This window comes from Paractinoplanes bogorensis (genome assembly GCF_018829635.1).
GTDB classification, from domain to species: domain Bacteria; phylum Actinomycetota; class Actinomycetes; order Mycobacteriales; family Micromonosporaceae; genus Actinoplanes; species Actinoplanes bogorensis.
Genome location: NZ_JAHKKG010000006.1, coordinates 23,733 through 38,504, shown reverse-complemented (window position 1 = coordinate 38,504; position 14,772 = coordinate 23,733). Strand labels below are relative to the sequence as shown.

The window sequence follows — 14,772 nt, the reverse complement described above, 5'->3', positions numbered from 1 at the left end:
GTCAACGCGCTGGGCCTGCAGCACGCCGAGGAACGCGGCTGACACGGCGCTGACAGCGTGGGTCAGGCGGCCAGCGGCGGCTGGTAGGACAAGCCCAGGGACGACTCGACCACGGCCACGAACTGTTCGGCGGCTCGCAGCAGGTCGTCGGCCTCGCGGGGTGTCACCACGCGTGGGATGCCGGCCTCGGCCGCGGCCCGCTTGGACGCCCCGAGCGCGAAGTAGTTGGCCCACTCGCCGAAGTCGGGTGCCACCATCACCAGCAGCGACCAGACGCTGGTCACCTTGCTGCGGCGGCTGGCCGGCGCAGGACGCGCCCGCGCGGCGAGCACGGCGGCCGCGGCCCGCAGCGCGGCCAGGTGCGCCGTCGCGTAGCGGATGCCGTCGGGCCGGGTGCGGGCCGCCTCGGCCAGCCCTTCACGGGCGGTGACCAGCAGCTGAGCGGGCGTGCGCTGGGGCAGCATGTGCGCCGGAACCGTGGGCGCCTCAGCCCGGACGGCCGAGGTCGGCGCATGGGCCAGCCCCGGAACGACCGGCCCCGGAGCATCCACACCGGACACACCCCGGCCGGACGCAGACGAGCCGGACGCGGGAGAACCAGACACAGGAGCGCCGGACACAAGAGAAGAACCGGACGCGAAAGGAGAACCGGAAGCATCCGTCCGAGACGCGCCTCCCGGAACGGCCTGCCGAGGCACAACCGAACCGCGCGCCGCCGAACCAGGCGCAACCGAACCAGGTGCAACCGAATCGGGTGCCGTCGACCGGGACAGAGAGGAACCGGGTGCCGGCTGGGACGGGATGGAACCGGGGGCCGGCTGGCGGGCCGAAGCTGGACCGATCGGCAGCTGGTGGGCAGCAGCCGGGGCGGGGGCGGTCGAGGGGGAATCGGCGAAAGCGGCGGGGTCGATCAGCGCCGCACGGGCGATGGCCGAGCCCTCGGTCGAGCCGCGCGCGGGCGCGCCGCTGCGGGGCGCCGGGCGGGTGGGCCGGCCGGTATGGGCCAGGTCGGGAGCCGGCCAAAGGCTTGGCGCGGTGTACGCCGTGTGGCTCGCCATGTGTTTCTCCTCGCGTGTCTCGCATCCGACGTGCCGGGTCGAACCGAGCGCTGCGGAGGAAGGCGCAGGGCCCGTCGTGGGTGACCGGCCGGGTGTGAAGCTTCCCCACACCACACCCGGCCGGACCTGCCGGCGGGTCCGTCGTCCGCCGCCCGGGGGTCGGGGGTGGCGGACGACGGTCCTGCCTTGTCTGAAGGACCGGACCCGCGAATGCCCGGAACCTCACGTGCGGCACTTCGCGGGCGCCGCACCGTGGGAGCCGCGCCGCGAAACACAGCTCCCGTAGTCAGCTCGGAAACCCGGCACCTCGAGAGTTCGAAGCGTTCGAACATCCGTTCTAACTACGGAGAAGACTAGCACTGACGTACGACAAAAATGCAAGACGACGGGGCCGACCCGCGCCGGAAGAGTTCACACTGTGATGACGACCTTGGCCCGTACGTGCTCCGCCTCCATGTAGGCGATGGCCTCGGGCACCCGGTCCAGCGGGTACGTGCGGTCGATGACCGAGGTCAGCCGGCCCGCCTCGACGAGTTCGCGCAGCCCGGCGAGCAGGGCCCGGCTGGGCGGCACGGCCAGGACGACCATCCGCAGCCGGCTGAACCGGGCCGCGACCTGCGCCGCGAGGATCAGCCGCATCGGGCCGACCAGCGACGGCCGCCCACCGAACGTGCCGCCACCCGAGAGCACGAGCGTGCCGCCGGGGGCGAGCACCCGCCGCAGATCCCGCAACGACCGATTGCCCACGAGGTCGAACACCACGTCAAAGGAGGGAACGGATGAAGAGGGCGTACGGGAAAAATCTTGCTCTTGGTAGTCGACGACCTCATCGGCGCCCAGGGATCGGACGAGGCCGACGTTGCGGGTGCTGCAGACGGCCGTCACATGAGCATTCAGAGCCTTCCCGATCTGTACGGCGTAGGTGCCCACGCCGCCCGACGCGCCATTGATGAGAACGCGCGAACCCGGACGTACCCGGCCCACGTCCCGCAGACCCATCAGCGCCGTGCTGCCCGCGAGGGGCAACGCGGCCGCTTCGGCGAACCCGATGCCGGCCGGCTTGAACTCGATCGTTTCGGCCGGGGCGCACACATAGGACGCGAAGGCCCCGTGGGCGTCGCCCAGATCGCCGAACACCTCGTCGCCCGGCTGGAACCGTTCGACCCCCTCGCCGACCGACTCGACCGTGCCCGCGAAGTCGGTGCCCCGCACTTTCGTACGCGGGCGGCGCGCCCCCATCATCGTCAGCCGAGCCAGGTAGGGGTCGCCGCGCATCAGGTGCCAGTCGCGCGCGTTGATCGAGGCCGCGTGCACCCGGACCAGCACGGTTCCGGGGCCGCAGACGGGCTGGGCCACGTCGGCCAGCGCCATTTCGCCGTATTTCTCCTGCGCAATCGCCTTCATGCCGCTCATGGTCGCCAGTCGCAGCGCCTCGCCGGATCGCCTCGGAGGCTCGGCCTTTCCCGTTCTCGAGCAGGAGCCTGACCAGGCCTCAAGCAGGAGACCGACCAGGTCTCGAGCAGGAGACCGACCAGGCCGGAAGTACGGCTTTCAAGATTTTTTGGAGCAGCCGCCGCCTCCCCCGCCCACCCAGGGACGAGGGGAAACTAGCTCACGAAACTGATCGGAACAGCGGTTGTCCACAGGTCCGGACGGCCACAAAAAGAGGCTCTCAAGGACGACCCGAGGTGCGACCCGTCTCGTAGGCCCACATGGCGATCTCGACCCGGTTCCGGACCACCAGCTTGGCCATCAGGCTGGTCACGTGGGTCTTCACCGTGCTCAGGCTGATGTGCAACTCGGCCGCGATCTCGGCGTTGGTCCGGCCGCGCGCCACCGCCGCCAGCACCTCCTCCTCGCGGTCGGTCAGCGCGTCGATCGGCTGGGCCGGCGGGCCGGACGGGCCGGCCTCGGCGAACGCCTTCAGCAGCCGCGTCGTGATGCTCGGCGCGATCAGCGCGTCGCCCCGGGCGGCCGCGTGCACGGCTTGGCTCAACAGGGCTGTGCCCGCGTCCTTCAGCAGGAAGCCGCGAGCCCCGGCGCGCAGCGCGGCGTAGACGTGCTCGTCGAGGTCGAACGTCGTGATGACGACCACCGCGAGCGGGTCGGTGACGGCCGGCCCGGCCAGGCGGCGGGTGGCCTCGATGCCGTCCATGCCGGGCATGCGGATGTCGAACAGGCACACGTCGGGGCGTAGCCGCCGGGCCAGTTCGACCGCGCGGCGCCCGTCGGGGGCCTCGCCGACCACCTGGATGTCCGGCTCGGCGTTGAGGATCATGGTGAGGCCGGTCCGCACGATCTCCTGGTCGTCGGCGACGACCACTCGGATGCTTTCCACTAGGCGGCGACTCCCGTTCGGGGCAGGGCGGCGGTGACGACCCAGCCGCGGCCGGGGCCGGGACCGGCTTCGCAGGTGCCGCCGAGCAGGCCGGCCCGTTCGCTCATCCCGACCAGCCCGAACCCGGAGGAACCGGCCGGGTGCGCGCCCACGCCGTCGTCGCTGACCCGCAGGTGCACCTGGGCGTCGTCGGCCGCGACGTGCACCTCGATGCGGGTGGCCTGCCGGGCGTGGCGGCGGGCGTTGGTCACCGATTCCTGGGCGAGGCGGTAGATCGCCGTGCCGACCGTCGCGGGCACGTCGTCGAGGTCACCGGCCAGCTCGACCTCGACGACCGGACCGGACGGGGCCCGGTGAGCAAGATCTCGCAGCGAGGCGAGCCCGGGGCTGGGCGCGAGATCGGCCTGGACGTGCCGCAGCGCGCGCACCATCGTGCGCATCTCGGCCAGCGCCCGGGTGGCTTCGGCCTCGATGAGCCGCAGCGCGTCGACCGCGGCCGCGGGGTCACGCCGGGACACCGCGATGCCGGCCTGGGCCCGGATCGCCATCGCCGAGACGTGGTGGGCCACCGTGTCGTGCAGGTCGCGGGCCAGCCGTTCGCGTTCGCGCAGCTTGGCCTCGTCGAGCCGGCGGCCGAGCAGGCGGGCGCGGTAGCGGAACGTGGTGGCCAGCGCGAACGCCGCGATCATGGCGACGAAGCCGAGCAGCATGTCGGCTGCGCTCAGCTGGCCGATGGCAGTGGACGCCGCGATCTTGGCCAGCAGCAGGGCCGCGCCGATCACCGACTCGCGGCCGGAACCCCAGCGGAACAACGCGTACGGAAGGATCAGCAGGTAGGCCAGCGTGCCGTTCTCGGGCTGAGGCAGCCAGAGGAAGCACGTCACGAAGGCGATCGCCACCATCGGCAGCGGCAGGGTGCGGCGCCACAGCAGGGTGGGCGCCACCAGCAGCCCGAGGATCATGCCGGAGATCTGCCGGGTCAGCAGCCCCTCGGCGACCACGGCCACGACGACGACACCCAGCAGCACCCAGTCGCGCCGGACGCGGACGGGCGCGCCGGGGAACCGGGGTTCCCGCCACACCGAGCGGAGCAGCTCGCGCACGACCAAATCGTACGAAGGAACCGCCCGATCCGGACCGGCCTAAAGTACTAGCTCTTTCTCGAAGGCGAGCTGGTTGTAGGGCGACGCGTCGTACGGGGGAATCTCGCGATAGCCGGCCGCCCGATAGAGCGCGATCGCCTCGGTCAGCGCTCGATGTGTGCCGAGCCGCACCACATCCACACCGTGCGCGGCCGCGTCCTGTTCGAGCGCCGCCAGCAGCCGCCGCCCCAGCCCGAGCCCGCGCGCGTCACCGCTCACCCAGAGGTGCCGGATCTCGGTGAAAGCCGGCGAACGCTGCCACAGTCCACACCCGACCGCCCGCCCGTCCTCGCGGGCCAGCAGAAACGTGCCGTCGCCGAGCGTCCCCGGCGCGATCAGGGTCGCCGGGTCGTAGCCGGAGGAGAATCGAAGACCCAGTTCCTTCCCGTACGCGTGCAAGCAGCCCCGGGCCTCCGGATCGTCATCGGCCACCGCCTCGATCGTCACCGTGGCCGACCGCAGCAGCCGCCGGATCCGCTCCTGGGCCTCGACCAGTTGTTCGCGCTGCGCCGCGGTCAGCGATCCGAGCAGCGCGGCGACGCTCTCGCGGGAGCGTGCCTCGAGATCGGCCCGTTCGCGCAGCCCGGCCGTCGTCAGCGTGGCGATCCGCACCCGGCCGTCGGCGGGATCGGGACCGACCGTGACCAGCCCCTGGTCGCCCAGCGAGCGCAGCAACCGGCTCAGATAGCCCGAGTCGAGACCGAGCCGGGCCCGCAGGTCGCGCAGGCCGGCCCCGGCACCGATCTCGAACAGCAGGCGCGCCTCGCCCAGCGGCCGCCCCTGTCCCAGGTAATGATCGTGGAGGACGCCGAGGCGTTGCGTGTAGTACCGGTTGAAGTCGCGTACCGACTCGATCTGATCCACAATCTCTGACTCTAGTCAGACAATAGGAGGACCGCATGCCCCGGACCGTCGTCATCACCGGTGCAAGTTCCGGGGTGGGCCTGGCCGCCGCCGAGCAGATGGCCGCCGCCGGTGACGAGGTCGCGCTGGTCGGCCGCACCCCCGAGCGCCTGAAAGCGGCGGCGGAGAAAGTCCCGCATGCGAAAATCTTCCGGGCCGACTTCGAGGACTTCGACCAGGTACGCGAATTGGCCGCCCAGCTCCGGGAGGCGTACGGGAAAATCGATGTGCTGGCCAACAACGCGGGTGGCATGGTCGAGCGCTATCGGCGGACGAAGGACGGCTACGAGGCGACCATCCAGGGCAATCATCTGGCGCCGTTCCTGCTCACCCACCTGCTGCGTGACCGGCTCGCGGGCGGCCGGGTGATCGGCACCGCCTCGCGGGCCCACATGCGCGCCGCCGTCGACCCGGACGACCTGGTCGGCGACGCCAAGCGGTTCGCCTCGTTCCCCCGCTACGGCGCGGCCAAGGCGGCCAACATCCTGTTCGCGGCCGAGGCGGCACGGCGCTGGCCCGAGATCACCAGCGTCTCGTTCCACCCGGGCGTGGTGCGGACGAACTTCGGGGCGGGTGCGGTCGTCCGGTTCTTCTACAAGTACGCGCCGGGGCTGGTCACGCCGGAGAAGGCCGGCGCGCTGCTGACCTGGCTGGCGACCACCGATCAGCTGGTGAACGGCGCCTACTACGTCGGGACCGGGGTGGCCACGCCGGCCGGGCACGCGAACGATCCGGCGCTGGCCGCGCGCCTGTGGGATGCAAGTGAAGAGGCGACCGGCGTACGGGAATAACGGAAATCGCCGAAACCGAGGCGTTGTTCACTGGACTCTGCCGCGGCGGCCTGCGGAAACGTACGGTCACGCCTCGTGCGGAAAGCAGCAGCCCTCTCTCTGCTCGTCGTCACTGCGTTGTGGACGATGGGCCTGGACGCGGCGCCCACCGGACTCGCCGCGTGGGGACGACTGGCCGCGCTGTGGTCGGCCGACCTGCTGCTGTGCCAGGTCGTGCTGATGGCGCGCATCCCGTGGGTCGAGCGCGCCTACGGCCAGGACACGCTGGCCCGCTGGCACCGGTGGACCGGCTTCGCGTCGTTCGTCCTGCTGCTGGCGCACGTCGGGTTGGCTGTGGTCGCGTACGGGAAAAGGAAGCCCTGGCCCCACCTGATCACCGAGCCGGGACTGGTGTGGGCCGTGGCGGGGCTGCTGGCGCTGATCCTCGTCGTCGTCACGTCGGTGCGGGTGGCCCGGCGCCGGCTGCGCTACGAGACGTGGCATCTGCTGCACCTGTACGCGTACCTGGGCGTCGGGCTGGCCCTGCCGCACATGCTGCTGCTGGGCAGTGACTTCCGCGCGCCGCCGGCCCGGGCCTACTGGTGGAGCCTGTACGCGATCGCCGCCGGTTCGGTGCTGGTGTTCCGGCTCGGGCTGCCGGTGTGGCGCACGCTGCGGCACCGGCTCACCGTCGACCACGTCGACCCGGAAGCGCCCGGCCTGGTGTCGGTCTATCTGAGCGGGCGGCGTCTGGAGCGTCTTCCCGTACGCGCCGGCCAGTTCTTCGTGTGGCGCTTCCTCGACGGTCGTGGGGCGATGCGCGGCAACCCGTTCTCGCTGTCCGGCCCGCCCCGCAGCGACGCCCTGCGGATCACGGTCAAGGTGGTCGGCGACGGCACCTCGCGGGTGGCCACGCTGCGGCCCGGCACCCGGGTGGTGATCGAGGGCCCGTACGGGCGGATGACCGCCGCGACCTACGCCGGTGGACCGGTGACCATGCTGGCCTGCGGGGTCGGGGTGACGCCGCTGCTCGCGCTCCTGTGGGACCTCCCCTACCCGCACGGCGCGGCCACCCTGGTCTACCGCACCCGCCATCCGCACGAGGTGGCCTTCCTGCGCGAGCTCGAGTGGCTGGCCGAGCACCGCGGGGTCCGGCTGGTGCCGCTGGTCGGCCCGCGCGCCGAGGCCGGATCGTGGCTGCCCGCCGAGTACGCGGACTACGACGACGCCCAAGCCCTGCGGTCGCTCGCCCCCGACATCACCGGCCACGACGTCTATGTCTGCGGGCCCGACGCCTGGGCCGCGTCGGTGTTCCGGGCCGCCCGCTCGGTGGGCGTACCTCCGGCCCGCCTGCACCGGGAACGTTTCGGGTGGTGAGAATGGGCGGATGAGGGAACACCCCAACGTCATCGCCGTGCAGGACGCCCTGGACGCGGCCGGCGCGCACACCGCCGACGACGCCCCGTCGCAGGTCATCATCCTGGACGCGGCCGCGCACACCGCGGTGGCCGCGGCCGAGGCGCTCTGCATCGAGGTCGGCCAGATCGCCAACTCGCTGATCTTCGACGCGGACGGGCAGCCGCTGCTGGTGCTCACCTCGGGCTCGCACCGGGTCGACACGGCGAAGGTGGCCGCTTCGCTCGGGGTCGCGAAGCTGCGCCGGGCCACGCCGGAGTTCGTCCGCGAGCACACCGGGCAGGCGATCGGCGGGGTGGCGCCTTTGGGACATCCTTCCCCCGTACGCACGTTGGTCGACAAGGCGCTCGCCCAGTACCGCGACGTCTGGGCGGCCGGCGGGGTGCCGCAGGCGGTCTTCGCGATCACCTACGACGAGCTGGTCCGGGTCACCGGGGGCACGCCGGCCGACGTGGCCTGATGCCGGTCACGCTGCACGTCTGGCGGGTGCCGGCCCGGTCGGTCGGGGCCGCGATGTTCCGGATCGCCTTTCCCGGCTCGCACGGCGCCTCGTTCGCCAAGTTCCTCGGGACGTCCCGGGGATTCCTGCCTTCTTCTGCGGATCTGACGCGTTATGCGGCGCTGACGGTCAGCTCACATCCAGTTTCCCTGCCCAAATGGGACAAATTGGCCGTGGCGTCGGCGCGGGTCGAGTTGGAACCGCTGTTGTCCCGCGGATCCTGGTCGGGCCGCACGCCTTTTGTCGTGACAAATCGGGCATTCGACGGCCGTGTGCTGGCCCTGACCCGGGCTCGGCTACGGGTTTCGAAGATGATCACTTTTTATCGGTCGGTCCCGCCGGTCGCGGCCGAAGTCGATCAAGCGCCCGGACTGCTGGCCCACTTCGGGGTCGGCGAGGCCCCGATCGGCTATCAAGGCACGATCAGCCTGTGGCGCGATGCGGCGGACCTGGCACGATTCGCGTACCGTCAGCCGGAGCATCGGGCGGTGATCGCCCGGACGCCGGCCGATCGGTGGTACGCCGAGGAGCTTTTCGCCCGGTTCGCGGTGCGGGAGATCAGCGGCGACCGGGCCGTGCTCGGATGGCGTCAGAGGGAGGCGTGACTCAACGATGAGGCTCGTGGCGTGGCAGCCGGACGATCTGCTGCGGCGGCTCGACGACGTGGTGAGCGTCTACGGCGAGGCGATGGGCTATCGCCAGGAACTGCTGCAGACCCGGCGCGGCTACATCGGCGCCCACGTGCGCCGGCCCGGCTTCCGGGCGGTCGCCACCCTCACCACCGACGGCCGGCTCGCCGGTTTCGGCTACGGCTACACCTCCGGCCCCGGCCAGTGGTGGCACGACCAGGTGCGGTCCAGCCTCGACGAGCCCGCCCGCCGGCACTGGCTGACCAGCTGCTTCGAGGTCGTCGAACTGCACGTGCGACCCGCCGCCCAGGGCCACGGCGTCGGCGCCCGCCAGTTGCGCGCGCTGCTGGCCATGGCCGACGGCGGCACGGTTCTGCTCTCCACCCCCGAGGCCGACGAGCAGAAATCCCGGGCGTGGCGGCTCTACCGCCGCTTCGGCTTCACCGACGTGCTGCGCGACTTCCTGTTCCCCGGCGACGAACGCGCGTTCGCGATCCTGGGCCGTGACCTGCCGCTCGCCGAGCGCCCGGCCGAGGACGCACCCGGCATTGTCGGTCTCTAGAGCCACACCCTGGGCGCTGCTCGGGGCCCTCGTCCTCGCCCAGATCTGCTATCCGCTGACCTCCGGCGGCACCCGGGCCGCGTTCACCGTGGCCACGGTTCTGCTCGGATACGTGCTGTCGGTCTCGCACGCACTGCTCACCCGCGGGCCGCGGGCCGCGCTGGCCCTGGTCGGCACGGCCACGCTGGGCGGGTTCGCGGTCGAGGCGATCGGGGTGGCCACCGGTTTCCCGTTCGGCACGTACGACTACTCGGGTCAGCTGGGCCCGAAGATCCTCGGCGTTCCGCTGATCATTCCGCTGGCCTGGACGTGGATGGCGTGGCCGGCCTGGCTCGCCGCGCAGCGATTGCCGCTGGGCCGGTGGGCACGGGTCGGGGTGGCGGCGTCCGGGCTGGCCGCGTGGGACCTGTTCCTCGATCCGCAGATGGTGGCCGAGGGGTACTGGCGGTGGGAGTCGCCGACGCCCGCGCTGCCCGGCGTCCCCGGCATCCCGGTCGGCAACTACCTGGGTTGGCTGGGTTTCGCCGTCGTCCTGATGACCGTTCTGGATCATTTCGTACGCAAGATCGTCGTGTTTTCGCGCGGCGGCGGCGCGCCATCCCTAGCCCCCACCCGCCCTGGGGAGAGGAAGGAAGCTACCGCCCGTCAAGTCGATCAGCTGGAGTTATCCACAGACAGCGTGTCCACAAACCGCTTGTCCACAGGCACTGACGCTCCCATGCTGGCGCTCTGGATCTGGACGTACGCTTCCTCCGTGCTCGCCCACGCCGTCTTCCTCGACCTCCCCGCCTCCGCGGCCTGGGGCGGCGTGCTGATGGGCGCCGCCGTCCTCCCCGTGCTCCCCCACCTGCGACGACGCTCATGAAGTGGCTCGCCCTCCTGCCGTGGATCGCCCTCACCGCCCACACGATCGCCAACGCCTTCCTCCTCCGCCGGCTCCCCCGCGGAGCAACGACCACCGAGCGGATCGCCGTCCTGCTCCCGGTGCGCGACGAGGCCGCCCGGATCACCCCCTGCCTCGAGTCGCTGCTGGCCCAGCGCGGCGTCGAAAACCTGACCATCCACGTCCTCGACGACGGCTCGACCGACGGCACATCCGAGGTCGTCCGCGCGATCGCCGGCGACAAGATCGAACTCCTCACCGGCACGTCGCTGCCACCGGGCTGGCTCGGCAAACCGCACGCCTGCCGGCAACTGGCCGACGCCGTGCCGGGAGCGACCGTCCTGTCCTTCGTGGACGCCGACGTCACCCTGCACCCCGATGCCCTCGCGAACGCCGTGACCGAGATGCGCCGCATCCGGGCCGGCCTCCTCTCCCCCTACCCCAAGATCACCGGCGCCGGCCGCCTGGTCCAACCGCTCCTGCAATGGTCGTGGCTCACCTTCCTGCCGCTGCGTGCGATGGAACGCTCCCCGCGCCCGTCCCTGGCCGCCGCCGGGGGTCAGTGGCTCGTGATCGATGCCGAGGCCTACCGGAAGGCGGGCGGTCACGCGGCCGTACGCACCGAGATCCTCGAAGACATCGCCCTGGCCCGCGCGGTCAAACGCTCCGGCGGACGGATCGCGCTGGCCGACGGCTCCGCCATGGCGACCTGCCGCATGTACGACTCGTGGCCCGAACTCACCGCCGGCTACGCCAAGTCGCTCTGGGCGTCGTTCGGTTCGTCGTCGGCCGCGGGCGTCGTCGTGCTCCTTCTCCTTTTCCTGTACGCCACCCCGCCCGCAACAGCCGCAATCTGCGCCGCGGCCGGGGAGTTCGGGTGGGCCGGGTTGGCGCTGACCGCGTACGGGCTGGGGGTTCTGGGCCGGATCGTGTCGGCTCTCGCCACGGGCGGGCGCGCGTGGCCGGATGCCCTGGCCCATCCGGTGTCGGTCGGGTTGTTCGCCTGGCTCGTGGCCCGCTCGTTCCGCCTGCGTCGTCGCGGCGCCCTGACCTGGCGCGGGCGGCCGGTATGAGCCACATCGAGCTGCGCGGCGGGCCGGGGTGGCCGGTATGAGCCACGTCGAGCTGCGCGGCGGGCGGGGGTGGCCGGTATGAGTCGCGTCGTGGTGATCGGGGCCGGGGTCGGCGGGCTCACGGCGGCCGTGCGGCTGGCTCGCGCGGGCCATGCGGTGACCGTTTTCGAGCAGTCGGGGCGGCTGGGTGGCAAGCTCGGCGTCTACGAGCGGGACGGCTTCCGCTTCGACACCGGGCCGAGCCTGCTGACCCTGCCGCAGGTGTTCACCGAGACCACCCTCGAGCTGGAACCGCTCGATCCCGTGGTGCGGCACGTCTTCGCCGACGGCACGGTGCTCGACTCGTCACCGGTGCACGCCGAGTTCGTGGCGCGCATCGGGGCCGCGTTGGGGCCGGACGCCGCGCGCGACTGGGACCGGTTCTGGAAACGGGCCGGGCGCATCTGGGACGCGTCGTGGCGTTCGGTGCTGCGCCGGCCGGTCACCGCCGCCTCGCTGGCCGCGCTGTCGTGGCGGGTCGGCGACCTGGCCGCGATCGCGCCGGGCCGGTCGTTGCGCGGGCTGGGCCGGCACTACCTGCGTGACCCGCGGCTACGGATGATGCTCGACCGGTACGCGACCTACACCGGGGCCGATCCGCGGCGGGCACCGGCCGCGCTGGCCGCGGTTCCGTACGCCGAGCTGGCGTTCGGGGGCTGGTACGTGCCGGGCGGCCTGGGCACCATCGCGACCGGGCTGGCCACGACCTGCGCCGGGGCGGGGGTGCGGATCGAGCTGAACACGCCGGTCGAGCGCATCGAGACGACCGCGGGACGGGTCAGCGGCGTACGGCTGTGGGACGGCTCTCTGGTTCCGGCCGACGAAGTGGTGTCCAACGTGGACGCGCTCACGGTCTACCGCGATCTGCTGCCGTCACCGCGGCGGTTGACCGGGCTGACCGATCGGAGTCTGGGCGGGTTCGTGCTGCTGCTCGGCGTGCGGGGTGAGACCCCGGCGCTGGCGCATCACACCGTTTTCTTCCCGCGGAACTACGACGCCGAGTTCGACGCGATCTTCGGTTCGGCGACCCGGCGGGCGCGGCCGGCCGATGACCCGACCGTCTTCGTCACCCGGGCCGCCGACCCGCTGGTGCACCCGGCCGGTGACGAGGCCTGGTTCGTGCTGGTCAACGCGCCCCGGCACGGCACCGGCTGGCGCGAGACGGATTGGCGGCGGGCGGGACTGGCCGAGGCGTACGGGAAACAGGTGTTGAACGTGCTGGCCCGGCGGGGGCTGGACGTGCGGGATCGGCTGCTGTTCTGCGAGACCCGGACGCCCGCCGACCTGGCCGAGACGACCGGGGCGCCGGGCGGGGCCATCTACGGCACGGCGGGCGGGCTGATGCGGCCGGTCAACCACGGGCCCGTCGACGGGCTGCACCTGGTCGGCGGCTCGGTGCATCCGGGCGGCGGGCTGCCGATGGTCACCCTGTCGGCCCAGATGGTCGCCGACCGCATCGGCCCCGCCATCCCCTGATCAAGCGCAGCGCCCGGACAACGGCACGCGGACTCACCGCAGCGCCCGGACAGCAGCACGCAGGCTCACCGCAGCGCCCGGACAGCGACACGCAGGCTCACCGCAGCGCCCGGACAGCGACACGCGGACTCACCGCAGCGCCCGGACAGCGACACGCAGGCTCACCGCAGCGCCCGGACAACGGCACGCAGGCTCAGCGTGGGGCGTGGGCGGCCAGGAACGCCTTGGCGATGGCGGACGAGAGGTCGGCCGGGTTGGTGGCCGCGAACGCCTTGCCGCCGGTCGCGTTGGACATGTCGTTGAGCGCCTTCATGTCGGCGTCGGGTCCATAGCCGACGGCGAGGATCGGCACCGGGCGGCTCGGGTCCTGCTCGCCGGCCAGCTTGGACATGAACTGGTCCTGCGTCATCTTGAAGGTGGACTCGCCGTCCTTGCCGTCGGTGAGCACCACGACCAGCGTCACCGTGCCGGGCGCGACCTGCTCACGCATCGTGCTGACGCCGTCGAGCACGCTCTGATAGAGCGGAGTGCCCGTGTTCTCCGTGGCCCGGTAGTCCTCCATCGCCTTGACCAGGGCGTCACGGCGGGTCTTGTCACCGTCGATCTGTTCGGTGATCGGCCCGAAGGGGACGACCTCCTGGTGCGCGGGGCTGGTCGGGGTGCGCTGACCGAAGTACCACATGCCGACCGTCGTGTCCTCGGCGAACAACTCGGCCGCGAACCGGCCCGACTCGCGCAACAGTGCCGCCCGGCTGACCTGCTTGCCGTCGGGTCCCTTGATCTTCTGGTTCATCGAGCCGGACGCGTCGATGAGCAGCAGCACCTGGGTGGCCAGCGACTTGTACTGGCTCCACATCGTTGCCGGGGTGAGCAGCGCGCCGGGCTCGGCCGGCAGCGGCAGCGCGTTCGGGATCGCCGCCGCGCGGAACCCGGCCTGGGTCAGCGCGGCGCGGGTGATCGCCGCGCGCAGCTTCTTGGTGAGGGCCTCGCTCTGGTTGTTCTTGGCCACCGCGAACGGGTAGTCGGCCTCGACCATGCCGTCGGCCGGGTACGCGCCCTTGAGCTGCACGGTGTGCTTGCCCTGCTGATACACCTTGAGCTGCTGCTCGGTGACCGGGAAGACGCCGACGTCGTAGACCACGCCGTTGGTGTTCCACTGCTCGGCCACTTTGGCCAGCAGCTTGGACGGGTCGGCACCGGCGTCCTTGACCCGGCTGCGCAGGGTCAGCGCGCGGAGCTGGGCGATACCGCTGTCGGGGGTGGTGCGGGCCATCGCCGCGTTGACGGCGTAGACCGAGAGCATGCCGGTGGTGCTGGCCTGGGCGTCCGGCATGGTCACGGCGGCGACCTTGCCGGTGGCCACGGCGCCGGTGAGCTGGGCCCACGACGTCCGGCCGCCCTGCGAGATCGAATCGGTGACGGCCGTGGGGGCGGCCAGCATGATCGGGCTGTGGGCCAGCGGCTTGCCCTGCGCGGTGAAGGAGGCACCGTTCGCGTTGGCGATGCCGAGCCAGGCGGTGCTGGAGGGGATCCACACGTCGGGCTTGGCCGCGGTCGTGACGGTCAGACCGGGCTCTTCGGCGACGACCTCGACCGGGCCGCAGGGGTCGCCCGGGTTGTCGTCGAGCGTCTTGGCCGCGGTGCTCACGACGGGCGCGATCTCGGGGGCGGCGACGACGCGGAGCTTGACGCCGGTGCAGGAGGGGGACGTCGGGGTACGCGCCGGGGTGGCGTTGGAGGTCGGCGCCGGGTCGCGGGTGTACATCCACCACGTCGTGCCGCCCGCGACGGCGACCAGCAGCACGACGATCGCGGCGGCCAGCAGCACCCGCCCGGCGCCGCCGCCCGGTGGGCCGTGGTGGGTCACGGGTTCGTCCATCGGCGGCTGATCGCGCCTCGTCAGATCTGACATCGCACCCACCCTCCTATCGAGCGGTCTCGCTGCGACGCCCTGCCGCAACGTGAGCGAATAGTAATCACATAT

14 protein-coding genes are annotated in these 14,772 nt (G+C 72.0%); 8 read left to right on the top strand and 6 right to left on the bottom strand.

From position 1 onward, the window contains the following. Positions 1-62: 62 nt before the first annotated feature. The 5 genes from KOI35_RS19290 to KOI35_RS19270 form a co-directional block, all read right to left on the bottom strand. A complete protein-coding gene (locus KOI35_RS19290; RefSeq protein ID WP_215789466.1) occupies positions 63-464 on the bottom strand; it encodes an SAV_6107 family HEPN domain-containing protein in 402 nt (133 codons plus the stop codon). Between the two features lie 1,005 nt (positions 465-1,469). Further along, entirely contained in the window at positions 1,470-2,462 is a 993-nt protein-coding gene (locus tag KOI35_RS19285) for an NAD(P)-dependent alcohol dehydrogenase (protein ID WP_215788902.1), read from the bottom strand. Positions 2,463-2,730: 268 nt separating this feature from the next. Further along, complete coding sequence (locus KOI35_RS19280) at positions 2,731-3,396, bottom strand: response regulator (protein WP_215788901.1); 666 nt, start codon at positions 3,394-3,396, stop codon at positions 2,731-2,733. After that, positions 3,396-4,499, bottom strand: a complete 1,104-nt coding sequence (locus tag KOI35_RS19275; protein ID WP_308121070.1) for a sensor histidine kinase — start codon at positions 4,497-4,499, stop codon at positions 3,396-3,398. Before KOI35_RS19275 ends, KOI35_RS19280 begins: the two co-directional genes overlap by 1 nt. A gap of 39 nt (positions 4,500-4,538) precedes the next feature. Continuing rightward, on the bottom strand, positions 4,539-5,402 hold the full coding sequence (locus KOI35_RS19270) for a GNAT family N-acetyltransferase (protein WP_308121069.1): 864 nt from the start codon (positions 5,400-5,402) through the stop codon (positions 4,539-4,541). A gap of 35 nt (positions 5,403-5,437) precedes the next feature. Here KOI35_RS19270 and KOI35_RS19265 point away from each other — a divergent pair, with 35 nt between their 5' ends. From KOI35_RS19265 to KOI35_RS19225, 8 genes are all read left to right on the top strand, one after another. Beyond that, entirely contained in the window at positions 5,438-6,232 is a 795-nt protein-coding gene (locus KOI35_RS19265) for an SDR family NAD(P)-dependent oxidoreductase (protein ID WP_215788900.1), read from the top strand. Between the two features lie 126 nt (positions 6,233-6,358). Next, the gene (locus tag KOI35_RS19260) at positions 6,359-7,588 is read left to right on the top strand and encodes a ferredoxin reductase family protein (protein ID WP_215789459.1); all 1,230 of its coding nucleotides are present in this window, start codon (positions 6,359-6,361) and stop codon (positions 7,586-7,588) included. A 10-nt stretch (positions 7,589-7,598) separates the two neighbouring features. Next, the gene (locus KOI35_RS19255) at positions 7,599-8,087 is read left to right on the top strand and encodes a YbaK/EbsC family protein (RefSeq protein ID WP_215788899.1); all 489 of its coding nucleotides are present in this window, start codon (positions 7,599-7,601) and stop codon (positions 8,085-8,087) included. Continuing rightward, positions 8,087-8,731 carry a monooxygenase gene (locus KOI35_RS19250; protein ID WP_215788898.1) on the top strand — a complete coding sequence of 215 codons (645 nt, stop codon included), beginning with the start codon at positions 8,087-8,089 and terminating at the stop codon, positions 8,729-8,731. The genes KOI35_RS19255 and KOI35_RS19250 overlap by 1 nt, the downstream gene beginning before the upstream one ends. Before the next feature lie 7 nt (positions 8,732-8,738). Next, entirely contained in the window at positions 8,739-9,317 is a 579-nt protein-coding gene (locus KOI35_RS19245) for a GNAT family N-acetyltransferase (RefSeq protein ID WP_215788897.1), read from the top strand. Continuing rightward, positions 9,304-10,182, top strand: coding sequence for a carotenoid biosynthesis protein (locus tag KOI35_RS47475; protein ID WP_246613426.1), 879 nt, complete (start codon positions 9,304-9,306; stop codon positions 10,180-10,182). Before KOI35_RS19245 ends, KOI35_RS47475 begins: the two co-directional genes overlap by 14 nt. Further along, positions 10,179-11,273 (top strand): glycosyltransferase family 2 protein, encoded by a 1,095-nt coding sequence (locus KOI35_RS19230; protein WP_215788896.1) that lies wholly within the window; start codon positions 10,179-10,181, stop codon positions 11,271-11,273. The genes KOI35_RS47475 and KOI35_RS19230 overlap by 4 nt, the downstream gene beginning before the upstream one ends. A 78-nt stretch (positions 11,274-11,351) precedes the next feature. Further along, on the top strand, positions 11,352-12,788 hold the full coding sequence (locus KOI35_RS19225; protein ID WP_215788895.1) for a phytoene desaturase family protein: 1,437 nt from the start codon (positions 11,352-11,354) through the stop codon (positions 12,786-12,788). A gap of 193 nt (positions 12,789-12,981) precedes the next feature. Here the strand turns inward: KOI35_RS19225 and KOI35_RS19220 are convergent, their stop codons facing one another. Beyond that, positions 12,982-14,700, bottom strand: a complete 1,719-nt coding sequence (locus KOI35_RS19220; protein WP_215788894.1) for a substrate-binding domain-containing protein — start codon at positions 14,698-14,700, stop codon at positions 12,982-12,984. Positions 14,701-14,772: the final 72 nt, after the last annotated feature.

What these genes read in the sequence shown, in the direction of transcription:
- KOI35_RS19250 (WP_215788898.1), top strand. Translation starts at nt 8,087, where the DNA reads ATGCCGGTCACGCTGCACGTCTGGCGGGTGCCGGCCCGGTCGGTCGGG.
- KOI35_RS19230 (WP_215788896.1), top strand. Translation starts at nt 10,179, where the DNA reads ATGAAGTGGCTCGCCCTCCTGCCGTGGATCGCCCTCACCGCCCACACG.
- KOI35_RS19225 (WP_215788895.1), top strand. Translation starts at nt 11,352, where the DNA reads ATGAGTCGCGTCGTGGTGATCGGGGCCGGGGTCGGCGGGCTCACGGCG.
- KOI35_RS19285 (WP_215788902.1), bottom strand. Translation starts at nt 2,462, where the DNA reads ATGAAGGCGATTGCGCAGGAGAAATACGGCGAAATGGCGCTGGCCGAC.
- KOI35_RS19260 (WP_215789459.1), top strand. Translation starts at nt 6,359, where the DNA reads ATGGGCCTGGACGCGGCGCCCACCGGACTCGCCGCGTGGGGACGACTG.
- KOI35_RS19290 (WP_215789466.1), bottom strand. Translation starts at nt 464, where the DNA reads ATGCTGCCCCAGCGCACGCCCGCTCAGCTGCTGGTCACCGCCCGTGAA.
- KOI35_RS19265 (WP_215788900.1), top strand. Translation starts at nt 5,438, where the DNA reads ATGCCCCGGACCGTCGTCATCACCGGTGCAAGTTCCGGGGTGGGCCTG.
- KOI35_RS19245 (WP_215788897.1), top strand. Translation starts at nt 8,739, where the DNA reads ATGAGGCTCGTGGCGTGGCAGCCGGACGATCTGCTGCGGCGGCTCGAC.
- KOI35_RS19255 (WP_215788899.1), top strand. Translation starts at nt 7,599, where the DNA reads ATGAGGGAACACCCCAACGTCATCGCCGTGCAGGACGCCCTGGACGCG.
- KOI35_RS19220 (WP_215788894.1), bottom strand. Translation starts at nt 14,700, where the DNA reads ATGTCAGATCTGACGAGGCGCGATCAGCCGCCGATGGACGAACCCGTG.